Genomic DNA, 24,576 nt, shown 5'->3' with positions numbered 1-24,576 from the left:
GTACTGCAGGGGGGACCCTGTGGGAGAGTAGGACGCCGCCGAACTAAATTTGATAGAGCCTCAGTCCCTGGACATTGTCCGGGGGCTGAGGCTTTTTCGCGTTCTGCCCGTTTACAGTCGTTCCATGCGATACGACCTGGTGATCTTCGACAACGACGGCGTCCTCGTGGACAGTGAGCCGATCTCCAACACGATCCTGGCCCAGTACCTCACCGAGCTCGGTCACCCCACCACGTACGAGGAGTCCCTCAGGGACTACATGGGAGCCGCCGTGCACCGGGTGCACGATCTCGTGCGGGAGCGGACCGGGCAGGAGCTTCCGGCTGACTTCGACCGGAACCTGCACCAGCGTGTGTTCTCCGCCTTCGAGCGGGAACTGACCGCTGTGCCCGGCACCGAGGACGTCCTCGCCAAGCTCACCGCCGACGGCATCGCGTACTGCGTGGCCTCCTCCGGCAGTCATGAGCGGATCCGGGTGGGGCACCGCACGACCGGGCTCGACGAGTGGTTCGAGGAGGAGTGGATCTTCAGCGCGGAGGATGTCGGCCGGGGCAAGCCCGCGCCGGACCTGTTTCTGCACGCCGCCGCGCAGATGGGGGTACACCCCGACCGCTGTGCGGTCGTCGAGGACAGCCCGCTCGGGGTGGAGGCGGCGCGGGCGGCCGGCATGGACGTGTACGCCTTCACGTCGATGATGCCCTCCGAGCGGCTCGTGGGCGCCAACGCGTACTTCTTCGACATGGGGCAGCTGCTCGAATTGTTGCGGTGATCCATCTACCCGTCGGTAGGCGGGAGCCCTACGCTGTGCGGCCATGACCGACGCGCGCCTGCGGCATGGCAGGGCCTCCCTGGTGTTCAGCTTCTTCGTGCAGGGCGTGACCTTCGCCCTGCTGGTGACCCGCATACCGGCGATCCAGGACCGGTACGGGATATCCGACGGGCTGCTGCCCGCGTTCCTGGCCGCTGTGCCGGTCCTCGCGGGCGTCGGCAGCGTGGCCACCGAGCGGCTGGTGAAGCGGATCGAGCCACGGGTGGTGCTGCGCTGGTCGCAGCCGGTGGTGCTGCTCTCGCTGCTCGGGGTCGGCGCGGGCTCGCGGATGTGGGAGGCCGCCCTGGCCCTCGGTGTGTTCGGCCTCGCGGTGGGTGCGCTTGACGCCTCGATGAACATGCTCGGCGTGAGCCTGCAGCAGGCTTACGGGCGCAGCATCATGCTCGGCTTCCACGCCGTGTACAGCCTCGGCGGGATCGTCGGGGCCTCGCTCGCCTGGGTCGGGGCGCACTGGGATCTGGCGCTCTTCGTCTCGTATCTGCCGGTGGTCGTGGTGCTGCTGCCGGCGGTGCTTGCGGGCAGCCGGTGGTACGCGGGTGGCGAGACCGGGGACGGTGCGCGGGCGGAAGACGGAGCGGAAGGGAGAGTCGAAGGGGGAGTGGAAGGCGGGGCGCGCGGAGCTTCTCCTGTGGTGTTCAAGGCGCTGCTTCCGCTGTGCCTCATCATGACTTTCGCGTATATCGGCGATTCGACCGTGGCCAACTGGAGTGCGAAGTATCTGGAGGACGTGCTGCACAGCTCCGAGGAGCTGGCGACCGTTCCGTACAACGTGTACATGGTGACGACGCTGCTCGGGCGGGCCGTAGGGGATCTCGGGGTGCGGCGGTTCGGTGCGGTGACGGTGGTGCGGGCCGGGACGCTGCTCGCGGCGCTCGGCTTCGGGGTCGTGGCGGTGGCGCCCGGGGCGTGGGCGGGGATCGTCGGGTTCACGCTGCTCGGGCTCGGGCTGTGTGTGATCGTGCCGCAGACGTTCGCGGCGGCCGGACGGATGTTCCCCGGGGATTCGGATACCGCGATCGCGCGGCTCAACATCTTCAACTACGTGGGTTTCCTCGTCGGTTCGCCGCTGGTCGGCGGGATCGGGGACGCGTGGAGCTACCGCGGGGCGATGCTCGTGCCGATGGCGCTGGTGCTCCTGACGCTGGTCTACGCCCGCTCCTTCGAGGCCGAGGGCGACCGATACGGTGAGGGGCATGAGCGGCCGCGCGCAGTTGATGTGGGATGAGGCAGTCACGGGGTACGACTTCGGGCCCGAGCACCCGATGGATCCCGTGCGGCTCTCCCTGACCAGGAAGCTGATCGGTGCCTTCGGCCTCGACCAGGAGCTGAAGCTCGTCGCCGCGCAGCCGGCCGGGGACTCGACGCTGCGGCTCGTGCACCGTGAGGACTACATCGAAGCGGTGAAGGCCGCCTCCGCGGAGCCGCGCGCCGCTGATCCCTCGTACGGTCTCGGGACGCCCGATGATCCGGCCTTCGCGGGCATGCACGAGGTCTCGGCGCTGATCGCCGGGCAGTCGGTGGGTGCGGCCGAGGCGATCTGGCGCGGTGAGGTGGCGCATGCCGTGAACTTCGCGGGCGGGCTGCACCATGCGATGCCGGGGAGCGCGGCAGGCTTCTGCATCTACAACGACGCCTCGCTCGCCATCGCGCGGCTCCTCGAGCTGGGAGCCGAGCGGGTCGCGTACATCGATGTGGACGTGCACCACGGGGACGGGGTGCAGGCCGCGTTCCGCGAGGATCCCCGCGTACTGACCGTTTCGCTGCATGAGCATCCGCGGACGCTGTTCCCGCAGACCGGCTGGCCCGAGGAGACCGGGGAGGGGGAGGGCGAGGGGAGCGCGGTGAACGTGGCGCTGCCCGCCGGGACCGGGGACGCGGGGTGGCTGCGGGCCTTTCACGCCGTGGTGCCGGAGCTGATCGCGGACTTCCGGCCGCAGGTCATCGTCACGCAGCACGGTGCCGATACGCACTTCGAGGATCCGCTCGCCCATCTCGCGATCTCGCTCGACGCGCAGCGCCTCGTGCAGGAGGCCTGCCACGATCTGGCGCACGCGCATGCCGAGGGGCGCTGGCTCGCGCTCGGCGGCGGCGGGTACGCGGTCGTCGACGTGGTGCCGAGGTCGTGGACGCATCTGACGGCGATCGCGGCGGGGCGGCCGGTCGATCCGGCCGCCGAGGTGCCCGAGGAGTGGAAGCACGAGGTCTACGCGCGGACCCGGCAGCCGGCGCCGGCGCGGATGACGGACGGGCGGACGCCGAAGTGGCTGGACTGGTCGGCGGGTTACGATCCGGCGGACCGGATCGACCAGACGATCCTGGCGACGCGGCGGGCGGTCTTCCCGCAGCGCGGACTGCTTGCGTGAAGGTGACGGGCCGGGATTGTCAGTGGGGCCCGATAGCCTTGAGGGGCTGGAGCGGCCCCCGGGCGGGAGGGGTCTGTCCCGGGTGATGTCTGTCCCGGGTGAGGTCTGTCCCGGGTGAGGTCTGCCGGGGTGAAGTCCGTCCGGAGCGAGGCCTGTTCCGGGTGGGGAGCTGGTGTTAGGCCAACTGTGGGCTTTCCGCGGATTCCGCGGCCCTCGTGCGGCGAACTGCGCCAGCATCATCGCGTGTTGAGTGTCGGCGCCCTGCGGGCGCACCTCCTGGCCGCCCGGCTCGCCGGCCCCATCGCGACCTCTCGGGAGAAGTCGCTGCGCAACTACCGGCTTTTCGCGGCCCGCGATCCGCGCATGCTGCTCGGGCTCGACCCCGAACGGGCCTGGGGCGCCGGCGAACTGCTCTCCCTCATGGCCGACAAGTGCGGGGTCTCGCCCGATCCCGCGCAGCGCCAGGGAACCGATGTCATCGACCCCGAGCTGACCCTCGCGGGTCTCGACGCCTTCGCCGGACGGCTCGCCGCGGCCGCCGGCCGCCGGGCGCCGGTGCTGCTCGGCACCGGGCATCCGCACCGGCTGCTCGGCTTCTACGGCGCTCTGGCAGACGCTCTGTCGGCGGCGGGATGTACCGTCCTCACCCCCGCGCAGGGTAGCTCTGTCGACATAACGACTCGGTTTGGTCTACGTACGTACAACCTCGACTACGTACGAGGAGTCGCGCTGGTGCGTGCGGACGGCGCGCGGGGCGCCGGGTGTGAGCCGGGCGCGCACAGCCACTCGCCGCTGCCGGTTCGCACCGCGCTCGGGGCCGCAGCGGCCGCGGGCGGGCCGCTGCCCGCGCTGGTCGTCGGGGATCACGGCTGGGTCTGCGGTGCAGGTCAGCTGGGCATCGAGGCGATCGGCCTGGCGGATACGGATGATCCGGCGCTGTTCGTCGGAGAGGCCGAGGGACGGGTGTCCGTCGCCGTTCCGCTTGATGACGCTGTGCGGTCTGATTACTACCGGCCGCTGACGCGCTACGTACTCAATCGGGCGGGTCTGTCACGGTAGGCGCCCCGATCGCAGCGCTCTTCCCCACTCGCACCACCCGCCCCTACTCTGGGGAGTGAGCGCGTGGCGACAAGGAGTCACCGGAAGGGGAAGCCGGTGCCCGTCCATGTGCGGAAGGTTCAGGTGTGTCATGGCTGCTGAGCAGAGGCCTCTGTCCGAGGTGGCGTTCCTGACCGTGGCGGAAGTCGCCGCGGTGATGCGTGTGTCCAAGATGACCGTGTACCGCTTGGTGCACAGTGGTCATCTGCCCGCGATCCGGGTGGGGAGGTCCTTCCGGGTCCCGGAGAACGCGGTTCACGAGTACCTCCGCGATTCCTATGTGGGGGTGGAGACGGCCTGATCGAGGCCGTTCTGGATCCTCGATTACAGCCTTGGAAGCTCGGGCGGGTAGGCTGGCCCCTCGTAGGTCGTGTGGGCCTAGTCTGCCCCGCACCGAGTGAAGAGAAGTGAGCGAGGGTAGTCGTGGGCTCTGTTATCAAGAAGCGGCGTAAGCGGATGGCCAAGAAGAAGCACCGCAAGCTGCTCAAGCGCACCCGCGTTCAGCGTCGCAACAAGAAGTAAGCGAAGCTGAAGCAGCGCTCTGTGGCCCTCCCACCCTCGTGGTGGGAGGGCCACAGTCGTATCGCACCCGATGGGACCTGCGGTTTTCCCCTGATCGTCACCTCATGCAGTGGTCGGTCATCACAGCGCAACATTCACCCGATACGGTGGCGGGGCGCGGCGTGAAGCGGTTCTGAGGGGAAGGCAGGAGCTGATCTTGGGCAAGGTCGTGCTCGTCACCGGGGTGGCCCGGCAGCTCGGCGGCCGGTTCGTACGGAGGATCCAGCGCGACCCCGAGGTGGACCGGGTGATCGCCGTGGACGCGCAGGCGCCCGCGCATCAGCTCGGCGGCGCGGAGTTCGTGCAGGCCGACATCCGGCGGCCCGCGATCGCCAAGGTGCTCGCCGAGCACTCCGTGGACACCGTGGTGCACCTCGACGTCAGCGGCACCCCGCTCGGCGGCGGCAGCCGGGGCTCGGTCAAGGAGACCAACGTCATCGGCACCATGCAGCTGCTCGGGGCCTGCCAGAAGTCGCCCACCGTCGAGCGGCTCGTGGTCAAGTCCTCCACCAATGTGTACGGTTCGGCGCCCCGCGATCCGGCCGTGTTCACCGAGACCACCCCGCCCAAATCACTGCCCAGCGGCGGCTTCGCCAAGGACGCCGTCGAGGTCGAGGGCTACGTGCGCGGCTTCGCCCGCCGGCGGCCCGATGTGGCCGTGAGCGTGCTGCGTTTCGCGAACATCCTCGGGCCGACCGCGGAGACGCCGCTCGCCGACTACTTCTCGCTGCCGGTGCTGCCCACCGTGTTCGGCTATGACCCGCGGCTGCAGTTCGTGCACGAGGACGATGTGATCGAGGTGCTGCGGCTCGCCTCGCACGATGCCGCGCGCGGGACGCTCAACAGCGGGACCTTCAACATCGCCGGCGACGGGGTCCTGCTGCTCTCGCAGTGCTCGCGGCGGCTCGGGCGGCCCACTGTGCCCGTGCTGCTGCCCGCTGTCACCTGGGCGGGGACCGCGCTGCGCACCATGGGGCTCACCGACTTCTCGCCCGAGCAGGTGCGGCTGCTGACGCACGGCAGGGTGGTCTCCACGGCGCAGATGCGCGAGACACTGGGGTTCCGGCCCGAGTACTCCACCGCGGAGACCTTCGCGGACTTCGCCCGCAGCCGTGGGGCGGGGTTGCTGCCGCCCGAGGCGCTGGCCACGGCGGTGGACCGGATCGCGGAGCGGCTGCCGATCGAGGGCGGGCCGGGGCGCACCGAGGCGAACAGCACGTAGGGCAACCGCAGGCCAGGACAGCCGCAGCCAGGACAACCGCGGCCAGGACAGCCGCAGGCAGGGCAACAGCACGTAGGGCAAGAGCACGCAGCCGAACCGTACGCATCCGAGCCGTACGCATTCGACGTACAGCGCCGACTGAGGAGCGCAGCAGCAATGGCGGACGCCAAGGTCATTCCCTTCGACGACGACCGGTCGCGCGGGGGCGGCGGCAAGGGGCACGGGAGCGGGCCCGGGCGTCGGCGGGGGCGGCGTGGGGGCTCGGCGGCGGGGACCGGGGCGGGTGCCGGTTCAGGTGCCGGGGGCGGCTCGGGTTCGGGCCCGGGTGTCGGGTCGGGTGCAGGTGTACCCGTACGGGAGGTGCGTGGGGGCTCGGCGGAGCGGTCGGTGCCCGGCCGGGCGGCGGGGGCGCAGAGCGGGCAGCCGGGCGGGGAGGCCGGTGCGGCGGCGCGGGATGGTGGCGGCTGGGAGCGGCGGATTGCGGGTGGGCTGGCGTTTCTGCGGCGGCGGATCACCGGTGAGTACGACGTCGACGAGTTCGGCTACGACCAGGAGCTCACCGAACAGGTCCTGATGTCGCTGTTGCGGCCCATGTACGAGAAGTACTTTCGGGTCGAGGTGAGGGGCATCGAGAACATCCCGGCCGACGGGGGCGCGCTGATCGTCGCGAACCACTCCGGGACGCTGCCGCTCGACGGGCTGATGCTGCAGGTGGCCGTGCACGACAACCATCCGCAGCAGCGGCATCTGCGGCTGCTCGCCGCGGATCTGGTCTTCATGCTGCCCGTCGTGAACGAGCTGGCCCGCAAGGCCGGGCACACGCTGGCCTGCGCGGAGGACGCGCAGCGGCTCCTGGAGAGCGGGGAGCTGGTGGGGGTGATGCCCGAGGGGTTCAAGGGCATCGGGAAGCCGTTCAGTGAGCGCTACAAGCTGCAGCGCTTCGGCCGGGGCGGCTTCGTGTCCACGGCGCTGCGGGCCGGGACGCCGATCGTGCCGTGCTCGATCGTGGGGGCGGAGGAGATCTACCCGATGATCGGGAACGCGAAGACGCTGGCCCGGGTGCTCGGCCTTCCGTACTTCCCGGTGACGCCGACGTTTCCGTGGCTGGGGCCGCTCGGGGCGGTGCCGTTGCCGACGAAGTGGACGATCCAGTTCGGGGAGCCGATCGCGACGGACGGGTATCCGGCGGAGGCGGCGGAGGATCCGATGCTGATGTTCAACCTGACGGACCAGGTACGGGAGCAGATCCAGCACACGCTGTACAAGCTGCTGGTGCGGCGGCGGTCGGTGTTCTTCTGAGGGGCGTGGCCCGTCCGGAGAGCGGTCAGAAGACGTGAGCCCTCGGGTGGCTGGGCCACCCGAGGGCTCACGGCAATGAGGTGCTGATCGGCCGGATACCCCTTAGTCCGCGTCCTCCGCTTAGTCCGCGTCCTCCGCGTCGATCCCCAACCCCGGCAGGAGTCCGGGGAGCAGCGGGGGCAAGGTGATCTCCGGGGCGGGGGCATCGCTGCCCGAATCCGAGGGGGGCGGGCTTGTCCCGGTCTTCGGGGGGTCCAGGAGGCCGCCGGTGGAGCCGCCCAGGAGGCCCTCGTCCTTCTCGGGGGAGCTCGGCGGGGTGCTCGGTTCCTCCGAGGTGGACGGGGTGGAGCCCTCGGGGCCCGAGGTGCTCGGGTCCGTACCCCCGTCGTCCTCGGTGCGGGTGCCTTCCGAGCCCTGGCCCGGCATGTCGGAGCCGCCGCCGGTGCGGGGCGGCTCCGACAGGAGGGACTCCAGGGGGTCGACCTCGTCCTCTATGGCGTCGAAGACCGAGGTGACCTCGTCACCGACATCGCCGAGCTGCGGGGGCAGCTGGCTGCGCAGCGTGTGCCAGCTGCCGCGGTGTGACTGGGAGAAGGAGGAGAGCGCCTGGATGGGCGCGAGCGAACCGTCGCGCGCATAGGCCTCGCTCAGCAGGCGGTGGCCTTCGGCGGCATCGTGCTTCATCCCGTTCAGCGCGCGCCTGATCTCGCTCAGCGATTCGTGGTCCAGGGCGCCGGAGCGGCCGCGCTCCATCAGCCGACGGGCCTCCGACAAGCGGGTGGACGCCTGGTCGAGGTAGAGCTCGCCGCGGGAGGAGTCATCGCCGGCCAGGCCGAGCTTGAAGTCCTCCATGCCGCGCTTGAGCCCGTACAGCGAGTCGCCCGGCAGGGCGTCGGAGCTGGCGGCGGCCACGCCGCCGAACGCTCCGGCGGCCACGCCGACGGTGAGTCCGCCCGCGGCGATGCCCTTGGACAGGCGTGAACGCGGCCGGAACCGCTTGGGGCCCGCCCGGTGGGCGCCCTTGGAGCGCTGCTCCGGTACCGACAGGTCCGCCTCGCCGCTCGCGAACATCGCCTCCATCGCGGCCACGAGCTGCGCCCGCTGCACGACCTTGACCTCGGGGTCGAGCTCGGGCTTGGGCAGCTCACCGAGCCCTTCCGCGAGGGCCAGCATGCGGCCCTGCTCGGTCGGTTCCGACGGGGCGCTCGCGCGCGCCTGCTGTGCGGCCGCCGTGCCCTGCTCGGACTCGTCCTCCACGGCCTGGGCGAAGGCGTTCGCCCGCCGGTGTGCCGAGACATGTGCGATCACTGGCGGCACCTCCTCTCGTCATGACATCCGACTCCCCAGGGGGTCCTGAGGGTTGCACGCCGGGGAAGTTTCCACTCCAAGGAGTGAGGGGGAGCACTCCGGCAGCGACCACAGGGAGCCTGCATCCCGCACAACGACCGTCGCGGCACTTGGGTTACGGACGAAAGATGATCGGACCGCTGTCTCTTCGCGTGAAGCATCGGCTCGTCACAAGGGGTGAGTTGGGGATTACGGGCCGTGGGGGGCGGTGGATCCGTGAGGGGGAACCATGTGGGGGAAGCGTGGGGGCGGGGCCGCCGGGTGGGAGGGGTGACGGCTAGCGTGCGTCGTCCGGCAGGAGGCGGGCCAGGGTGCGGACGGCCCGGTACTGGAGGGTTTTGATCGCGCCCTCGTTCTTGTTCATGACACGTGCGGTCTCGGCGACCGAGAGGCCCTGCAGGAAGCGCAGGGTTACGCATTCCTGCTGCTGGGGGTTGAGGCGGCGGACCGCGTCGAGCAGGGCCGCGTTGGAGAGGGATTCGAGGACCGAGTCCTCGGGGCTGCGCTCCACCTCGTTGGCGTCGAGCATCTCGCCGGTGGTGACTTCGAGGCGGAAGCGGCTCGATTTGAAGTGGTCGGCCACCAGGTTGCGCGCGATGGTCACGAGCCAGGCGCCGAAGTCGCGGCCCTGCCAGGTGAAGGTGCCGATCCGGCGCAGGGCGCGCAGGAAGGTCTCGCTGGTGAGGTCCTCGGCGGTGGCCTTTCCGCCGGAGCCGACGCGGTAGTAGATGTACCGGTACACGGTGTCGCTGTACTGGTCGTAGAGCCGGCCGAAGGCGTCGGCCTCACCGGCCTGGGCGCGTTCGACGAGCTCCATCATGCGGGCGCTGTCGCTGTCGGCCGCGGGGCGGCGGACCGCTGGAGCGGCCGTACCGCCCGCGTTGCGCCCGCGTCTGCCGACCGAGGCGGTGCTGCTTTCGGCGAGTGCGTAGCAGGGACCGGCCGGGCCGCTTGCAGCAGCGACCGGCACGGCGAAGGCGGGGACGGCGTACGCGGTGGGGACGAAGCCGCGCAACAGTTCCAGTTGTGCTTGGACCGTTGCGCGCAGCGTAGCCAGGCCCGAGGTGTCAACCCCGACGTGTGGGTACACGGGACTCCCAGAGGCAGAGCTTTCCATCACGTGCAGTGCTGGACCGTTCACCCGTCGTGGCGACCGGCGGGGTCCTCAATGCGTCTGAGGAGAATAACGCTTCGTACAGGCAGCGCTACACCCAGTTGCGGAAATCACCGGTTCCGTCTCTTCTGTTACCGAGTACCGGCACTTCAAGTACCACTGAGTGACCGGTTGTTGATCGGATGAGACCGTGATCTGTCTTTGTGCAGGCCAGGTTGTGGCCGGTTTCCGCGGGTCCGCGTCAGCGCGACTGGCGGGGGCCGTGCGTGGGTAAGGGGTACGGATTGCCGGCGGGATGTGTCCGTGCCGCTCCGTGGGGCCGGAGGGCTCAGCCGCGGCGGCGGTGTACGGCGATCGCGGCCGCCGTACCGCCCGCGAGTGCGCCGACACCGGCCGCCGCGGGGATGCCGATCTTGGCGGCCTTGCGGCCGGTGCGGTAGTCGCGCAGCCGCCAGTCCCGCTCGCGGGCGTGCTTGCGCAGTTTGCTGTCGGGATTGATCGCGTACGGATGTCCGACGAGCGACAGCATCGGAATGTCGTTGTGCGAGTCGCTGTACGCGGCGCAGCGGGCCAGGTCCAGGTCCTCGGCGGCGGAGAGCGCGCGTACCGCCTCGGCCTTCGCGGGGCCGTGCAGGGGCTCGCCGACCAGCTTGCCGGTGTAGATGCCGTCGACGGACTCGGCGACCGTGCCGAGCGCGCCGGTCAGGCCGAGGCGGCGGGCGATCACCGTGGCGATCTCCACGGGGGCGGCGGTGACGAGCCAGACCTTCTGGCGCGCGTCCAGGTGGGCCTGGGCCAGGGCGCGGGTGCCGGGCCAGATGCGCTCGGCCAGGTACTCGTCGTAGATCTCCTCGCCGATGGACATCAGTTCGGAGACACGGTGGCCCTTGACGATGGACAGGGCGCTGTCGCGGGCGTCCTGCATGTGCTCGGGGTCCTCGACGCCGGCGAGGCGGAACCATGCCTGCTGCCAGGCGAAGCGGGTGAGTTCGCGGCGCTCGAAGAACTTCCGCTTGTACAGGCCGCGGCCGAAGTGGAAGATCGCGGCGCCCTGCATGACGGTGTTGTCCAGGTCGAAGAACGCGGCGGCCCTGTCGTCGCCCTCGACGGGGAACGGCGGTTCCTCCTCGGCCTCTTCCTCAGCCTTCCCCTCGGCCTTCCCCTCGGCCCTCTTCTGGGCCTCGGCCTCCTGCTTCGCCCGCTCTCTCGCCTGCTCCCGCTCGTACTGCTCGTGCAGTTCCTGCTCGGACTTGCGAGCGGCCTCGGCCGAGGCCTCGCCGGCAAGGACGCTGCGCGCGGTGGCGGAGCGCCGACGGGGGGTGAGCCATCGCAGAGAGGCCATGCCTGTGAGCATAGCCATTTCGGGCGCGTGTACCGGATGCGGGCTGTGAACAGTGCGCTACCGGGGCGTTACGTGGGCAGGGGTGCGGGATCGTCCGGGCAGGCGTGGGCTGCGCGGGTGGGGTCGGAAGGGCGGGGCGGGCTGGACAATAGGGGGATGAGTCCCTTGTTCTGGCGAAAGCAGAAGGCCGATCCCGCGGAGAGCACCGTCACGTTGATCGGGAAGCCCGGATGCCATCTGTGCGAGGTGGCGGAAGGCGTGATCAGGGAAGTGTGCGGCGAGACCGGGGCTTCGTGGGAGAAGTGGGACATCTCGCAGGACGAGGAACTGCACCGCAAGTACTGGGAGCAGATCCCCGTGATCCTCGTCGACGGGGAGCAGCACGACTTCTGGAAGGTGGATCCCGACCGGCTCAGGCGGGCGCTCGGGGCCGCGTAGTCCTTTAGGATCGAGGGCGATTTGGTCTCGGGGGTGAGGAATCGTGAGGAGTGTGTGCGGTTTTGCCCCCTGTTTATGCGACGGTTACCGGCCATCGCATCGGTTCCAGGCCGGAGCCTGAATCTTGCGTGACCCCGGTCACTTTGGCCGGACAAAGCGGACACAATCTTTGTGCACGCGTTCACAAAGACATAGCCTGCATCCGACGGGGCGGTCCAGGGACACACGACCGCCTGCAGCCCCGCTCTACCCGCAGGAGCACCGTGGCAACTGGCCGAACTCACCGACCGGCGACCCGCAGCCGAGGGATTCCCGAGGCCACCGTCGCCAGGCTTCCGCTGTATCTGCGCGCCCTGACCGCGCTGTCGGAGCGCTCCGTTCCCACGGTCTCCTCCGAGGAGCTCGCGTCCGCCGCCGGGGTCAACTCCGCGAAGCTGCGCAAGGACTTCTCGTACCTCGGCTCCTACGGGACCAGGGGTGTGGGCTACGACGTCGAATACCTCGTCTACCAGATCTCCCGTGAGCTGGGCCTCACCCAGGACTGGCCCGTCGTCATCGTCGGAATCGGCAACCTCGGCGCCGCCCTGGCCAATTACGGCGGCTTCGCCTCCCGCGGCTTCCGTGTCGCGGCGCTCATCGACGCCGATCCCGCGATGGCCGGCAAGCCCGTCGCCGGGATGCCCGTGCAGCACACCGATGAGCTGGAGAAGATCATCGACGACAACGGGGTGTCGATCGGTGTCATCGCCACGCCCGCCGGCGCCGCCCAGCAGGTCTGCGACCGTCTGGTCGCCGCCGGGGTCACCTCGATCCTGAACTTCGCACCGACCGTGCTCTCCGTGCCCGAGGGCGTGGACGTGCGCAAGGTCGATCTCTCCATCGAACTGCAGATCCTCGCCTTCCACGAGCAGCGCAAGGCCGGCGAGGAGGGCGTCGAGCCCGCCGTCGAACCCGGCGTCGTGCCGCCCGCCGCCCGGTCGGCCGGCGAGCAGGCCGACCGGAAGGGACCCGACGGGGATGTCCCCGCCGTGATGCCGGCGTGAGTCTCCTCGTCGTCGGTCTCAGCCACCGCAGCGCACCCGTGAGTGTGCTGGAGCGGGCTGCCCTGAGCGCGGACGCCCAGCTGAAGCTGCTGCAGGACGCCGTGGCCGCCGAGCCCACCGCCGAAGCGGCGGCGCTCGCGACCTGCAACCGGATCGAGCTGTACGCCGATGTGGACAAGTTCCACGCCGGTGTCGCCGAGCTGTCCACGCTGCTCGCCCAGCACTGCGGCGTCGGCCTGGAGGAGCTCACCCCGTATCTCTATGTGCACTACGAGGACCGGGCCGTCCACCACCTGTTCTCGGTGGCCTGCGGACTCGACTCCATGGTTGTCGGGGAAGGCCAGATCCTCGGGCAGATCAAGGACTCGCTCGCCACGGCGCAGGAGACGCACACGGCCGGGCGGCTGCTCAACGACCTCTTCCAGCAGGCACTCAGGGTCGGCAAGCGGGCGCACTCCGAGACCGGGATCGACCGGGCCGGGCAGTCGCTCGTGACCTTCGGCCTCGAACAGCTCGCGGACGGACGCCCGGTCGCCGAGTGGGCCTCCGGCCGGAGCGCCCTGGTGATCGGCGCGGGATCGATGTCCTCACTCGCCGCGGCCACCCTCGCGCGGCTCGGCGCGGCCGAGATCGTCATCGCCAACCGGACCCATGAGCGGGCCCGGCACCTGGTGCAGCTGCTCACCGAGCAGCACCCGTCGCTGCGCGCGCGGGCCGTCGAGATGGACGCCGTGCCGGCGGAGCTTGCGCGGGTCGACCTCGCCGTGTCCTGCACCGGCGCCACCGGCCTCGTACTGACCGCCGACGTGATCACCACCGCGCTCGCCGCGCCCGTGCCCGCCGTCACGCCCGTGCCCGCCGCCGGGACCGCCGAGGGCGCGGCCGAGGCCGCCGACCTGCGCGCCCCCGACGGCAGCCTCGTCGCCCGTCTGGCCGCCGCGGCCGCGCGCGACGGGCGGATCGCCGAGGGGCACGACGTCACGCACGAGGGTCACGAGGCCTGCCCGGTCGGGCTCGACGAGGCCGGGCACGCCGAGTCACTCGACCTGCACGGCAGTTGGGCCGACAACGGCACCGCGCTGGAGCGCGAGGCCGGGCTCGTACGCGACAAGGGCAAGGCGCACACCCCGCACCCCGGGGTGCGGCTCGCGCTGCTCGACCTCGCCATGCCGCGTGACATCGACGCCGCCGTGCACCGGATCGCCGGAGCGCACCTCGTCGACATCGAATCGCTCGCCGAGGCCTCCGCGGACGCCCCGATGGCCGCCGACGTCGACATGGTCCGCACGATCGTGGCCGACGAGGTCGCCGCCTTCGGCGCCGCTCAGCGCGCCGCGCACATCACGCCGACCGTCGTGGCGCTGCGCACCATGGCCGCCGACGTCGTCGACAGCGAGGTGGCCCGGCTGCGCGGCCGCCTGCCCGACCTCGACGAACGACAGCAGGCCGAGGTCGTGCAGACCGTGCGCCGTGTCGTCGACAAGCTCCTGCACGCACCGACCGTGCGGGTCAAGCAGCTCGCGGGCGAGCCCGGCGGCGCCGGGTACGCCGACGCGCTGCGCACCCTGTTCGACCTCGACCCCGAGACGGTGGCAGCCGTGTCGAAGGCCGATACCGCCGACACGACCAAGAAAAAGGGGCGGGCATGACCCAGCAGGCACTCCGGCTCGGGACCAGGCGCAGCAAGCTCGCCATGGCCCAGTCCGGTCATGTGGCCGATGCCGTACGCCGGCTGACCGGCCGCGAGGTCGAGCTCGTGGAGATCACCACCTACGGTGACACCTCGCGCGAGCACCTCGCGCAGATCGGCGGCACCGGGGTCTTCGTGACGGCGCTGCGCGACGCGTTGCTCGCCGGTGAGGTGGACTTCGCCGTCCACTCGCTCAAGGACCTGCCGACCGCGCAGCCCGCGGAGCTCGTCGTCGCCGCGATGCCGCTCCGTGAGGACCCGCGCGATGTGCTGGTCGCCCGCGACGGCCTGACGTTCGCGGAACTCGCCGCGGACGCCTCCGGGACGGGCGTCGCCCGGATCGGCACCGGTTCGCCGCGCCGCATGGCCCAGCTCAACGCGTACGCCCGCAGCCACGGCCTGCGCATCGAGACCGTGCCGATCCGCGGCAACATCGACACCCGCATCGGCTTCGTGCGCAAGGGCGAGCTCGACGCGGTGGTGCTTGCCGCCGCCGGGCTCAGCCGCGTCGGACGCAGCGACGAAGTGACCGAGTTCCTCTCGGTCGACACCGTACTTCCGGCTCCCGGCCAGGGAGCCCTGGCGATCGAGACCACCGCGGCCCACGCGGACCTCGCCGCCCAGCTCGCCGAGCTCGACGACCCGCACACGCGGGCCGCCGTGACCGCCGAGCGATCCCTGCTCGCCGCTCTCGAGGCCGGCTGCAGCGCACCTGTGGGTGCGCTGGCCGACCTCGTGAGGGACGGACAGGTTGTCAAGGAAATGCGCCTGCGCGGCGTCGTCGGCACGACCGACGGCTCGGCGCTGGTGCAGCTGTCCACCACCGGTCCCGTACCCACCACACACGACCAGGCCATGGCGCTCGGACGCGAACTCGCGGACGAGATGCTGGCCAAGGGTGCGGCCGGTCTGATGGGGGAGCGAGCACATTGAGCCCCACCGCCTCTGAATATCCCGCAGCCCCCGCATCCGGGCAGGTCACCTTCCTCGGTGCCGGTCCCGGAGACCCGGGCCTGCTGACACTGCGCGCCGTCGAGGCGCTTGCCGTCGCGGACGTGCTGATCGCCGAGCCCGCTGTGCTCGACGTCGTCCGCACACATGCCCGTTCGGGCGTGGACGTGCAGGGCACGGCGGCGCCGGGCGCGCCTGACGCGTCATCAACGGCGGCGGACACCGCGGCTGTTACGGCCAATCTTGTCATGGCGTCCGTACGGGGCGGCAAGCGGGTCGTCCGTGCAGTGAACGGCGATCCGGGACTCGACGCGAACGCCGCCGACGAGATGCTCGCCTGCGCCGCCGCCGGTATCCCCTTCGAGGTGGTGCCCGGCATCGCGACCGCCGTCGGCGTGCCCGCCTACGCGGGGGTGCCGCTGCGCGACGCGGAGGGCGCGGATGTGCGCTTCGTCGACGCCCGTACCGCCTCCGACCGCTGCTGGACCGAGGTCGGTGCCTCCGACGGCACCGTCGTCGTCTCCACCACCCTGGAGTCCGTCGCCGCCGCGGCCGGTGAGCTGGTGTCCGCGGGCCGCAAGCCCGACACCCCGCTGACCGTCACCATCGCGGGTACGACGACCCGTCAGCGCACCTGGAACGCGAGTCTCGGCACGGTCGCCCAGGTCCTCAAGCAGGCCAAGGTGCTGCCCTCGCCGGAGGGCCACCAGCCCGTCATAGCCGTGGTCGGCGAGCGCTCCGCCGCCGCCCGGCGCGACGAGCTCTCGTGGTTCGAGTCCAAGCCGCTGTTCGGCTGGCGGGTGCTCGTGCCGCGCACCAAGGAGCAGGCCGCCTCGCTCTCCGACCAGCTCGTCTCGTACGGCGCCGTGCCGCACGAGGTGCCGACGATCGCCGTCGAACCGCCGCGTACGCCGCAGCAGATGGAGCGCGCGGTCAAGGGGCTCGTCACCGGGCGCTACGAGTGGATCGCCTTCACCTCGGTCAACGCGGTCAAGGCCGTGCGTGAGAAGTTCGAGGAGTACGGGCTCGACGCGCGGGCCTTCGCCGGGATCAAGGTCGCGGCGGTGGGCGAGCAGACGGCCGCGGCGCTCGTCGCCTTCGGGGTCAAGCCGGATCTGGTGCCCTCGGGCGAGCAGTCCGCCGCCGGACTCCTGGAGGACTGGCCGCCGTACGACCCCGTCTTCGACCCGATCGACCGGGTCTTCCTGCCGCGGGCGGACATCGCGACCGAGACGCTGGTCGCGGGGCTCATCGACCTCGGCTGGGAGGTCGACGACGTCACGGCCTACCGGACCGTGCGGGCCTCGCCGCCGCCGGCCGAGACGCGGGAGGCCATCAAGGGCGGCGGCTTCGACGCGGTGCTTTTCACCTCGTCCTCGACGGTGCGCAACCTGGTCGGTATCGCGGGCAAGCCGCACAACGTGACGGTGATCGCGTGCATCGGGCCCGCCACGGCGAAGACGGCCGAGGAGCATGGGCTGCGGGTCGATGTGATGGCCCCGGAGCCGTCCGTGCACAAGTTGGCGGAGGCGCTGGCGGAGTTCGGTGCGGCGCGGCGCCTGGCGGCGCTGGAGGCCGGGGATCCGGTGACGCGACCTTCGGAGAAGCGGCCCGGTGCGCGGCGGCGGCGGGTGGCCACGCAGTAGGTTTCGTTGTCGGGTGCGGCGGGGTGGGCGGGATTTCCTCTCCCCGCCCCGCCCTTTCACCGTTTCCCGGGGCTCCGTCCCCGGACCCCGCATCCGGCCTTCGGTCGGATCTCCTCAAACGCCGGAGGGGCTGAAAGAGTTGAGCACATACGGATCGTTCCCCGGGACGCGGCCCCGCCGGCTGCGCACCACCCCCGCCATGCGGCGCATGGTGGCCGAGACGCGGGTGCATCCGGCCGATCTGATTCTTCCCGCGTTCGTGCGGGAGGGCATCAGCGAGCCGGTGGCCATCGGGTCGATGCCCGGGGTCGTGCAGCACACGCGGGACACGCTGAAGAAGGCCGCCGTCGAGGCGGTCGAGGCCGGGGTTTCCGGGATCATGCTCTTCGGTGTGCCGCTCGACGAGAAGAAGGACGCCGTCGGGACGCCCGGTACCGACCCGGACGGGATTCTGCAGCTTGCGCTGCGGGATGTGCGGGCCGAGGTCGGTGACGATCTGATCGTCATGTCCGATGTGTGTCTGGACGAGGTCACCGATCACGGGCACTGCGGTGTGCTGGACGAGCGGGGGCGGGTCGACAACGACGCCACCCTTGAGCGGTACGCGGAGATGGCTCAGGTCCAGGCTGATGCCGGTGCCCATGTGCTCGGCCCCAGCGGCATGATGGACGGCCAGGTCGGCGTCATCCGTGACGCACTCGACCAGACCGGGCACGAGGACGTCTCGATCCTCGCGTACACGGCGAAGTACTCGTCCGCCTTCTACGGGCCCTTCCGCGAGGCCGTCGCCTCCTCGCTCAAGGGCGACCGCAAGACGTATCAGCAGGACCCGGCCAACCTCCGGGAGTCGCTGCGGGAGCTCGCGCTCGATCTGGAGGAGGGCGCGGACATGGTGATGGTCAAGCCCGCCGGTCCCTACCTCGACGTGCTGGCGAAGGTCGCGGAGTCGGTGGACGTGCCGGTGGCCGCGTACCAGATCAGCGGGGAGTACGCGATGGTCGAGGCCGCCGCCGAGAAGGGCCTGATCGACCGGGAGGCGGCGATCCTGGAGACGCTCACCGGGATCAAGCGGGCCGGGGCGGGCATGATTCTGACCTACTGGGCGGTGGAGGCGGCGCGCAAGCTGCGTGCCGCCTGAGTTCCGGGTTCCGGGTTCCGGCCAAACGCATCGCGCCGCCCTGGGGCTGTCCGCCGGACAGCCCCAGAGCGGCGCGCTTTGTTGTTCCGGGCTGTTCCGGGCTATTCCCCCTGTTCGCCCTGCGGCTCCTTGAACACGGCCTCGACGTTGTTGCCGTCCGGGTCGTTCACGAACGCGCAGTACGCGCCGTACTCGGGCCAGCGGCGCGGGGCCTCGCGCTCGGTGCCCCCGTTGGCGAGGGCCGCCTGGTGGAAGGCGTCCACCTCGGCGCGGCTGCGGGCCGTGAAGGCGATGTGCAGGCCGCGGGTCGCCTCCTCGGGGGTCGGGGCGGTGTACATCCCGAACGACGGGGTGTCCGCATCCGAACGCCACAGCTCCGCCGCATTGCCCTCGTAGGCCTCGATGGAGACGTCCAGAGGCGCCAGTGCGGCCGCGTAGAAACGCTCGCTCGCCTTGAAGTCGCCGACGAGCAGGGTGACGTGGTGGATGAAGGGGAAGGGCACGTTCGCGGTCATGCGTCCGAGGTTAGGCGTCCGGATCTTGAAATGACAGGTGTAGCCGCCACCCGGTTTCTCTACGCTGGCCGGACAGCCACCCCGTATCGAAGGAGTCGCCGCCGTGACCGTCTCCGAGCAGACCGGCCTTGCCCCCGCGCCACCTCTCGCCGCGCGTGCCGCGTCCGTGGGAGGTTCGCCGGTACGGGACATCCTCGCCGTGACCGCACGGCCCGAGGTGATCAACTTCGCGGGTGGGCTGCCCGCGCCGGAGCTGTTCGACGCCGAGGGCGTCGCCGAGGCCTACGCCGAGGTCCTGGCCGGTGATGCGGCGCGGGCGCTGCAGTACTCGACCACCGAGGGCGAGCCCACGCTGCGCGCCGCGCTCGCCGCGCGGGCCACCGCACGCCGACTGCCCACCGAGGCCGATGACCTGCTCGTCACGAGCGGCTCGCAGCAGGCTCTCTCGCTGGTCGCCACCGCGCTCCTGGAACCCGGCGACACCGTGCTCGTCGAGAACCCGACGTACCTCGCCGCGCTCCAGGTCTTCGCCTTCGCGGGCGCTCGCGTCGTGGCCGTGGACTGCGACGAGGACGGGATCGATCCGGAGGCCCTGGACGCGATCGTCGTACGCGAGCGGCCCAAGCTGCTGTACACGGTCCCGAGCTTCCAGAACCCCACCGGCCGGACCATGACGGCCGAGCGCCGTGCCGCCGTCGCTGCCGTGGCCGGGCGGCGCGGGCTGTGGATCGTCGAGGACGACCCGTACGGCGAGCTGCGGTTCGAGGGGGAGCGGGTGCCCTGGATCGCCACGTACGAAGGCGCCGCGGACCGCACCGTGCTGCTCGGCAGCTTCTCGAAGGTGATGGCGCCCGGGATGCGCCTCGGCTGGCTGCGCGCGCCCGCGGAGCTGCGACGGGCCTGCGCGGTCGTCAAGCAGGCCGCCGATCTGCACACGCCGACCGTCAACCAGCTCGCCGCGGCACGCTACTTGGCGGCCCACGACCTCGACGCACATGTCGCCACGGTCGCCGCCGCCTACCGGGAGCGCCGCGACGCGCTGCTCGCGGGCCTCGGCGAGGCGCTGCCCGAGGGCTCGGTCTGGAACCGGCCCGAGGGCGGCATGTTCCTGTGGGCGCGGCTCCCGGAGTCGTACGACACGGGCGCGCTGCTCCGCTCGGTCGTCGAGCACGAGGTGGCGTACGTCCCGGGCGCACCGTTCTTCGCCGGGATCCCGGACCGTTCCACGATGCGGCTGTGCTTCGTGACGCACTCCCCGGAGGAGATCGCGGAGGGGGTGCGGCGGCTGGGGCGGGCCCTCGGGTAAGGGGGGGAGCTCGGAAACGGGGAGAGGGCCCACCGCTGTGGGCCCCCTCTCGCTCGGTGCTTCTGCTCTCGCCCGGTGCTTCTGCGTTCAGAGCTTTTCCGGGGTGCGGATGCCCAGGAGGGCCATGCCTTGGTGGAGAGTGCGGGCCGTCAGGTCGACCAGGAAGAGGCGGTTCTCCTTCTGGGCCTCGCTGTCGGCGTTCAGGACCGGGCAGTGCTCGTAGAACTTCGTCAGGAGCGTGGCCAGCTGGTACAGGTACGCGGCCACCTTGTGCGGTGCGTACTCCGCGGTCGCCTCGAAGACCGTCTCGCCGAAGGCGTCCAGGTGCAGGGCCAGGGCCCGCTCGGCCGGGGCCAGCTCCAGCTCCGGGTGCGCGGCCCGCCGGGCCTCGCCCGCCCTGCGCAGGATGGACTGGATCCGGGCGTACGCGTACTGCAGGTAGACGGACGTGTCGCCGTTCAGCGAGACCATCTGGTCCAGGTCGAACTTGTAGTCACGGTTCGGGGACGTGGACAGGTCCGCGTACTTCACGGCGCCGATGCCCACGTACCGGCCGTTCTCGACGATCTCCTCCTCGGTCAGGCCCACCTTCTCGGCCTTCTCGCGGACGACCGCGGTGGCCCGCTCGACGGCCTCGTCGAGCAGGTCCTCCAGCCGTACCGTCTCGCCCTCACGGGTCTTGAACGGCTTGCCGTCCGCGCCGAGCACCGTGCCGTAGCCCATGTTGTGCGCGGTGACCTCGTCGGTCAGCCAGCCGGCCCGCCGGGCCGTCTCGAAGACCATCCTGAAGTGCAGCGACTGCCGTACGTCCACGACGTAGATGAGGTCGGTGGCCTTGAGGTCGAAGACCCGGTTGCGGATCGCCGAGAGGTCGGAGGCCGCGTAACCGAAACCGCCGTCGGCCTTCTGCACGATCAGCGGGACCGGCTGGTCGTCCTTGCCCCTGATCTCGTCGAAGAACACGACGAGCGCGCCCTCCGAGCGGACCGCGACGCCGGACTCCTCCAGGAGCCGGGCGGTCTCGGGCATCAGGTCGTTGTACGCGGACTCGCCGACGATCTCGTCGTCCCGTACCTCCATGTCCAGCTTGCCGAAGACCGAGTAGAAGTAGACCTTCGACTCGTCCACGAACTGCTGCCAGAGCTTCAGGGTCTCCTCGTCGCCGGACTGCAGGGCCACGACCCGCTTCCTGGCCCGCTCCTTGAACTCCTCGTCGGAGTCGAAGACGGCCCGGGAGGCCTTGTAGACCCGGTTCAGGTTCGACATGGCCTGTTCGCCGTCGACCTCGTCGGCCGGGGTCAGCTCGCCCGGGTGCTCCACCAGGTACTGGATCAGCATGCCGAACTGGGTGCCCCAGTCGCCGATGTGGTGCCGGCCGACCGTCCGCTCGCCGGTGAAGTCCAGCATGCCGCGCAGGGCGTCGCCGATGACGGCCGAGCGGAGGTGGCCGACGTGCATCTCCTTCGCCACGTTCGGCTGGGCGTAGTCGATCACCGTGAGGCCCGGGTTCGCCTTGGGCGCCACGCCGAGGCGGTCGGCGTCCGCGTACCGGGCGGCCAGGGTTTCGGTGATCGCCTTGTCGGAGACGGTGATGTTGAGGAAGCCCGGGCCGGAGACCTCGATGTCGGCGAGCAGCTCGCCGCTCTCGATCGCGGCGACGACCTTCGTGGCCAGCTCCCGCGGGTTGGCCTTGGCCTTCTTGGCCAGGGCGAGGATGCCGTTGGCCTGATAGTCGGCCCGGTCGCTGCGTCGCAGCAGCGGGTCCGCGCCGGTGGCGTCCGGCAGGGCGGAGGCCAGGGCGTCGGAGAGCCGTGCGTGGACGCTTGCGGTGAGGGACGTGACCGGGGCCATGGGGTGCCGTTCCTGTGTCGGGATGCGTGGGCCCTTGAATTCTCCCATGAGACGGGGACGGGGTTCGCGGGGTTTACGGGGCGCTGCGCGGCGCGGCGAAAGCCCGAGGCGGGGGCCGGGCGGAGTCTGGGAGAATGGCTGTGCGCGTGGTGCACCGCGCAACAGCCGACCCGAACCGACCCGAACCGAAAGGCCCCACGACCGTGGCCCAGAGCACAGGAACGGAGATCCAGGACTGGGTCTCCCGTTACGCGGACGACGTCATCGCCGAGTCGGAGCGCCGTGCCCCGGGCGCGAAACACTCGGGCGCTGCCGCGCCGGGGATCGTCGTCGCCTCCGGGCTCTCCCCCTCCGGCCCGATCCACCTGGGCAACCTGCGCGAGGTCATGACCCCGCACCTGGTCGCCGACGAGATCCGCCGCCGCGGGCACGAGGTGCGGCACCTGATCTCCTGGGACGACTACGACCGGTACCGCAAGGTCCCGAACGGCGTCCCCGGCATCGACGAGTCCTGGGCCGAGCACATCGGCAAGCCGCTGACCAGTGTTCCCGCGCCCAAGGGCTCCGAGTACCCGAACTGGGCCGAGCACTTCAAGGCCGCGATGATCACCGCGCTGGGCGAGCTCGGCGTCGAGTTCGACGGGATCAGCCAGACCGAGCAGTACACCTCGGGCGCGTACCGCGAGCAGATCCTGCACGCCATGAAGCACCGCGGCGACATCGACGCGATCCTCGCCCAGTACCGCACCAAGAAGGCCCCGCCGAAGAAGCAGGGCCAGAAGCCGGTGGACGAGGCGGAGCTCGCGGCCGCCGAGGGCTCGGGCGCCGCCGGTGAGGACGACGGCAGCGGCACGGGCACCGCGTACTTCCCGTACAAGCCGTTCTGCGGCGGCTGCGAGAAGGACCTGACCAAGGTCACGGCCTACGACGACGCCACCACCGAGCTGAGTTACGTCTGCGAGGAGTGCGGGCACACCGAGACGGTCCGGCTCAGCGAGTTCAACCGCGGCAAGCTGGTGTGGAAGGTCGACTGGCCCATGCGCTGGGCGTACGAGGGCGTGGTCTTCGAGCCCTCGGGTGTGGACCACTCCTCGCCCGGCTCGTCCTTCCAGGTCGGCGGGCAGATCGTGAAGCTCTTCGGCGGCGAGCAGCCGATCGGCCCGATGTACGCCTTCGTCGGCATCTCCGGCATGGCCAAGATGTCCTCGTCGAAGGGCGGGGTGCCCACCCCGGCCGACGCCCTGGAGATCATGGAGCCGCAGCTCCTGCGCTGGCTCTACGCCCGCCGCAAGCCCAACCAGTCGTTCAAGATCGCCTTCGACCAGGAGATCCAGCGGCTGTACAACGAGTGGGACAAGCTGGAGGCCAAGGTCGCCGACGGCTCCGCGCTGCCGGCGGACGCCGCTGCCTACAGCCGCGCGGCCCGTACGGCCGCCGGTGAACTGCCGCGCACCGAGCGCCCGGTGCAGTACGGGACGCTCGCCTCGGTCGCCGATGTGACGGCCGGGGACGCCGCGCAGACGCTGCGGATCCTCACCGAGCTCGACCCGGCGAACCCGGTCACCGGCCTCGACGCGGTGCGGCCGCGGCTCGACAAGGCGGAGGCGTGGATCGCCAAGTACGTGCCCGCCGAGTCCCGCACCATCGTGCGCAGCGAACCGGACAGCGAGGCGCTCGCCGCGCTGGACGAGCAGGGGCGCGAGTCGCTGCGGCTGCTGCTCGACGGGCTCGACGAGCACTGGTCGCTCGACGGGCTCACGCACCTCGTGTACGGGGTGCCGAAGGTGCAGGCCGGGTTCTCGGCGGATGCCGGGCCGAAGGAGCTGCCGCCGGAGATCAAGACCGCACAGCGGTCGTTCTTCGCGCTCCTGTACCAGCTGCTCGTCGGCCGCGACACCGGGCCGCGGCTGCCCACGCTGCTGCTCGCGGTGGGGGCGGACCGGGTGCGGAAGCTTCTGGGGGCCTGATCCGCGTACGCACGCGAACGGCGCCGTCCCTTCGGGGGCGGCGCCGTTCGCGCGATTCGGGAGCGGGGGGCTGACTACGCGATGTGGTCCTCGAGGAGTTCGTCGTTGAGGCGGGCCGTGAAGCGGTCCATGGAATCGCGTACCTCGCGCGGGCCGAGGCGTACGCCGTAGGCCGTCTCCACATCCGCGGCGAACGCGCCCGGGGTCGGGATGCCCTCGCCCTTTATGGACTGCCGGAAGACCTGGTACAGCTGCTCCTCGGTCGGGGCCGCCTGCTCGGCCGCCTCCGGTGCCTCCGGTTCGGGCTGTACGTTCGCGTCGGTGTGCGTGTCCTGGGCGGCCTGGGCGGCCTGGGCGGCCCGGGCGGGCGCGGGTGCCGGGGGCTCCTGGTCCGGGAGCTGCTCCTGGCGCGGTCCGGGCACCTGCAGCGGGCGTGTGCGGTTCGGGCCCGAGGGGATGCGGAACTCGCCGGTCTGCGAGCTGTCGAAGGCCTCGGCGGGCTGCTCCTCGTACCACTCCCCGTACGGGGGCTCGGGGTCGTAGGCGCGTTCGTAGCCCTGCTGCTGCGGCTGCTGCTCGTAGCCCTCCGGGGTCTGCTGAGGGGTGGCGAACCAGGGGCTGTCGTGGTTCGTGGGCCACTCCTGGGGGATTTCCACGGAGGCCTGGGGGGCCTGGGGGACCTGAGTGCTCTGGGGCGCCTGAGCGGGCTGGGGCGCCTGGGGACTCTGAGGTGCTCGGGACGCCTGGGGTAGCTGGGGTGCCTGGGTGGCCTCCAACTGAGCTGTCCCCGGGATCAGTTGCGGTGTCTCGATGCCTGCGGCGGCGAGGCCTGCCGGTGCGGTTTCGGAGAGTGGTA

At 70.9% G+C, this 24,576-nt stretch carries 22 protein-coding genes; 16 read left to right on the top strand and 6 right to left on the bottom strand.

Annotated features, from left to right (window positions below; translation table 11 throughout):
* The first annotated feature begins 124 nt into the window (after positions 1 to 124).
* The 8 genes from ACLF6P_RS17475 (at position 125) to ACLF6P_RS17440 (ending at position 7,372) form a co-directional block, all read left to right on the top strand.
* The gene (locus ACLF6P_RS17475) at positions 125 to 769 is read left to right on the top strand and encodes an HAD family hydrolase (protein ID WP_415951336.1); all 645 of its coding nucleotides are present in this window, start codon (positions 125 to 127) and stop codon (positions 767 to 769) included.
* Positions 770 to 812: 43 nt separating this feature from the next.
* Positions 813 to 2,054, top strand: a complete 1,242-nt coding sequence (locus tag ACLF6P_RS17470; RefSeq protein ID WP_415951335.1) for an MFS transporter — start codon at positions 813 to 815, stop codon at positions 2,052 to 2,054.
* Positions 2,023 to 3,192 carry an acetoin utilization protein AcuC gene (locus ACLF6P_RS17465; protein WP_415951334.1) on the top strand — a complete coding sequence of 390 codons (1,170 nt, stop codon included), beginning with the start codon at positions 2,023 to 2,025 and terminating at the stop codon, positions 3,190 to 3,192. Before ACLF6P_RS17470 ends, ACLF6P_RS17465 begins: the two co-directional genes overlap by 32 nt.
* A 243-nt stretch (positions 3,193 to 3,435) precedes the next feature.
* On the top strand, positions 3,436 to 4,251 hold the full coding sequence (locus ACLF6P_RS17460; RefSeq protein ID WP_415951333.1) for a phosphatase: 816 nt from the start codon (positions 3,436 to 3,438) through the stop codon (positions 4,249 to 4,251).
* A gap of 130 nt (positions 4,252 to 4,381) precedes the next feature.
* Positions 4,382 to 4,591, top strand: coding sequence for a helix-turn-helix domain-containing protein (locus ACLF6P_RS17455; RefSeq protein ID WP_415951332.1), 210 nt, complete (start codon positions 4,382 to 4,384; stop codon positions 4,589 to 4,591).
* Positions 4,592 to 4,713: 122 nt separating this feature from the next.
* Positions 4,714 to 4,812 carry a 30S ribosomal protein bS22 gene (locus ACLF6P_RS17450; RefSeq protein ID WP_003948845.1) on the top strand — a complete coding sequence of 33 codons (99 nt, stop codon included), beginning with the start codon at positions 4,714 to 4,716 and terminating at the stop codon, positions 4,810 to 4,812.
* Between the two features lie 196 nt (positions 4,813 to 5,008).
* Entirely contained in the window at positions 5,009 to 6,073 is a 1,065-nt protein-coding gene (locus ACLF6P_RS17445; protein ID WP_415951331.1) for an NAD-dependent epimerase/dehydratase family protein, read from the top strand.
* 156 nt (positions 6,074 to 6,229) lie between these two features.
* The gene (locus ACLF6P_RS17440; RefSeq protein WP_415951330.1) at positions 6,230 to 7,372 is read left to right on the top strand and encodes a lysophospholipid acyltransferase family protein; all 1,143 of its coding nucleotides are present in this window, start codon (positions 6,230 to 6,232) and stop codon (positions 7,370 to 7,372) included.
* A gap of 120 nt (positions 7,373 to 7,492) precedes the next feature.
* On the opposite strand, the gene ACLF6P_RS17435 is transcribed toward ACLF6P_RS17440, so the two are convergent.
* From ACLF6P_RS17435 to ACLF6P_RS17425, 3 genes are all read right to left on the bottom strand, one after another.
* Entirely contained in the window at positions 7,493 to 8,680 is a 1,188-nt protein-coding gene (locus ACLF6P_RS17435; RefSeq protein ID WP_415951328.1) for a DUF5667 domain-containing protein, read from the bottom strand.
* Positions 8,681 to 8,996: 316 nt separating this feature from the next.
* Complete coding sequence (locus ACLF6P_RS17430; protein ID WP_415951327.1) at positions 8,997 to 9,809, bottom strand: ECF subfamily RNA polymerase sigma factor, BldN family; 813 nt, start codon at positions 9,807 to 9,809, stop codon at positions 8,997 to 8,999.
* A gap of 352 nt (positions 9,810 to 10,161) precedes the next feature.
* A complete protein-coding gene (locus ACLF6P_RS17425) occupies positions 10,162 to 11,175 on the bottom strand; it encodes an HAD family hydrolase (protein ID WP_415951326.1) in 1,014 nt (337 codons plus the stop codon).
* Between the two features lie 156 nt (positions 11,176 to 11,331).
* Between ACLF6P_RS17425 and ACLF6P_RS17420 the strand changes: the two genes are divergently transcribed.
* The 6 genes from ACLF6P_RS17420 (at position 11,332) to hemB (ending at position 18,081) form a co-directional block, all read left to right on the top strand.
* Positions 11,332 to 11,613: a glutaredoxin family protein gene (locus tag ACLF6P_RS17420; protein WP_415951325.1), complete on the top strand. Its 282-nt coding sequence runs from the start codon at positions 11,332 to 11,334 to the stop codon at positions 11,611 to 11,613.
* Between the two features lie 263 nt (positions 11,614 to 11,876).
* Positions 11,877 to 12,656, top strand: coding sequence for a redox-sensing transcriptional repressor Rex (locus ACLF6P_RS17415; protein ID WP_415951323.1), 780 nt, complete (start codon positions 11,877 to 11,879; stop codon positions 12,654 to 12,656).
* Positions 12,653 to 14,305, top strand: coding sequence for a glutamyl-tRNA reductase (locus ACLF6P_RS17410; RefSeq protein ID WP_415951322.1), 1,653 nt, complete (start codon positions 12,653 to 12,655; stop codon positions 14,303 to 14,305). The genes ACLF6P_RS17415 and ACLF6P_RS17410 overlap by 4 nt, the downstream gene beginning before the upstream one ends.
* Positions 14,302 to 15,279 (top strand): hydroxymethylbilane synthase, encoded by a 978-nt coding sequence (hemC, locus tag ACLF6P_RS17405; protein WP_415951321.1) that lies wholly within the window; start codon positions 14,302 to 14,304, stop codon positions 15,277 to 15,279. The genes ACLF6P_RS17410 and hemC overlap by 4 nt, the downstream gene beginning before the upstream one ends.
* The gene (locus tag ACLF6P_RS17400; protein WP_415951320.1) at positions 15,276 to 16,943 is read left to right on the top strand and encodes a bifunctional uroporphyrinogen-III C-methyltransferase/uroporphyrinogen-III synthase; all 1,668 of its coding nucleotides are present in this window, start codon (positions 15,276 to 15,278) and stop codon (positions 16,941 to 16,943) included. Before hemC ends, ACLF6P_RS17400 begins: the two co-directional genes overlap by 4 nt.
* 139 nt (positions 16,944 to 17,082) lie before the next feature.
* Entirely contained in the window at positions 17,083 to 18,081 is a 999-nt protein-coding gene (gene hemB / locus ACLF6P_RS17395; RefSeq protein WP_415951319.1) for a porphobilinogen synthase, read from the top strand.
* A 101-nt stretch (positions 18,082 to 18,182) separates the two neighbouring features.
* Here hemB and ACLF6P_RS17390 read toward each other — a convergent pair whose 3' ends face one another.
* The gene (locus ACLF6P_RS17390) at positions 18,183 to 18,596 is read right to left on the bottom strand and encodes a VOC family protein (protein ID WP_415951318.1); all 414 of its coding nucleotides are present in this window, start codon (positions 18,594 to 18,596) and stop codon (positions 18,183 to 18,185) included.
* Positions 18,597 to 18,699: 103 nt separating this feature from the next.
* Here ACLF6P_RS17390 and ACLF6P_RS17385 point away from each other — a divergent pair, with 103 nt between their 5' ends.
* Complete coding sequence (locus ACLF6P_RS17385; RefSeq protein WP_415951316.1) at positions 18,700 to 19,902, top strand: aminotransferase-like domain-containing protein; 1,203 nt, start codon at positions 18,700 to 18,702, stop codon at positions 19,900 to 19,902.
* Positions 19,903 to 19,989: 87 nt separating this feature from the next.
* Here ACLF6P_RS17385 and argS read toward each other — a convergent pair whose 3' ends face one another.
* Positions 19,990 to 21,753 carry an arginine--tRNA ligase gene (argS, locus tag ACLF6P_RS17380; protein ID WP_415951315.1) on the bottom strand — a complete coding sequence of 588 codons (1,764 nt, stop codon included), beginning with the start codon at positions 21,751 to 21,753 and terminating at the stop codon, positions 19,990 to 19,992.
* Positions 21,754 to 21,956: 203 nt separating this feature from the next.
* Between argS and lysS the strand changes: the two genes are divergently transcribed.
* Positions 21,957 to 23,720, top strand: a complete 1,764-nt coding sequence (gene lysS / locus ACLF6P_RS17375; RefSeq protein WP_415951314.1) for a lysine--tRNA ligase — start codon at positions 21,957 to 21,959, stop codon at positions 23,718 to 23,720.
* 74 nt (positions 23,721 to 23,794) lie between these two features.
* Here lysS and ACLF6P_RS17370 read toward each other — a convergent pair whose 3' ends face one another.
* Positions 23,795 to 24,376, bottom strand: coding sequence for a hypothetical protein (locus ACLF6P_RS17370; protein WP_415951313.1), 582 nt, complete (start codon positions 24,374 to 24,376; stop codon positions 23,795 to 23,797).
* Positions 24,377 to 24,576 lie beyond the last annotated feature (200 nt).

The sequence above is a fragment of the Streptomyces lothianensis genome (assembly GCF_047779955.1).
GTDB lineage: Bacteria > Actinomycetota > Actinomycetes > Streptomycetales > Streptomycetaceae > Streptomyces.
Note: the sequence above shows the minus strand (reverse complement) of the source record. Positions and strands in the feature narration are given on the sequence as shown.

Bases quoted from the DNA above. Each gene is read 5' to 3' on its own strand.
- ACLF6P_RS17475 (WP_415951336.1), top strand. From the start codon at position 125: ATGCGATACGACCTGGTGATCTTCGACAACGACGGCGTCCTCGTGGAC.
- ACLF6P_RS17470 (WP_415951335.1), top strand. From the start codon at position 813: ATGACCGACGCGCGCCTGCGGCATGGCAGGGCCTCCCTGGTGTTCAGC.
- ACLF6P_RS17465 (WP_415951334.1), top strand. From the start codon at position 2,023: ATGAGCGGCCGCGCGCAGTTGATGTGGGATGAGGCAGTCACGGGGTAC.
- ACLF6P_RS17455 (WP_415951332.1), top strand. From the start codon at position 4,382: ATGGCTGCTGAGCAGAGGCCTCTGTCCGAGGTGGCGTTCCTGACCGTG.
- ACLF6P_RS17440 (WP_415951330.1), top strand. From the start codon at position 6,230: ATGGCGGACGCCAAGGTCATTCCCTTCGACGACGACCGGTCGCGCGGG.
- ACLF6P_RS17425 (WP_415951326.1), bottom strand. From the start codon at position 11,175: ATGGCCTCTCTGCGATGGCTCACCCCCCGTCGGCGCTCCGCCACCGCG.
- ACLF6P_RS17420 (WP_415951325.1), top strand. From the start codon at position 11,332: ATGAGTCCCTTGTTCTGGCGAAAGCAGAAGGCCGATCCCGCGGAGAGC.
- hemC (WP_415951321.1), top strand. From the start codon at position 14,302: ATGACCCAGCAGGCACTCCGGCTCGGGACCAGGCGCAGCAAGCTCGCC.
- ACLF6P_RS17390 (WP_415951318.1), bottom strand. From the start codon at position 18,596: ATGACCGCGAACGTGCCCTTCCCCTTCATCCACCACGTCACCCTGCTC.
- argS (WP_415951315.1), bottom strand. From the start codon at position 21,753: ATGGCCCCGGTCACGTCCCTCACCGCAAGCGTCCACGCACGGCTCTCC.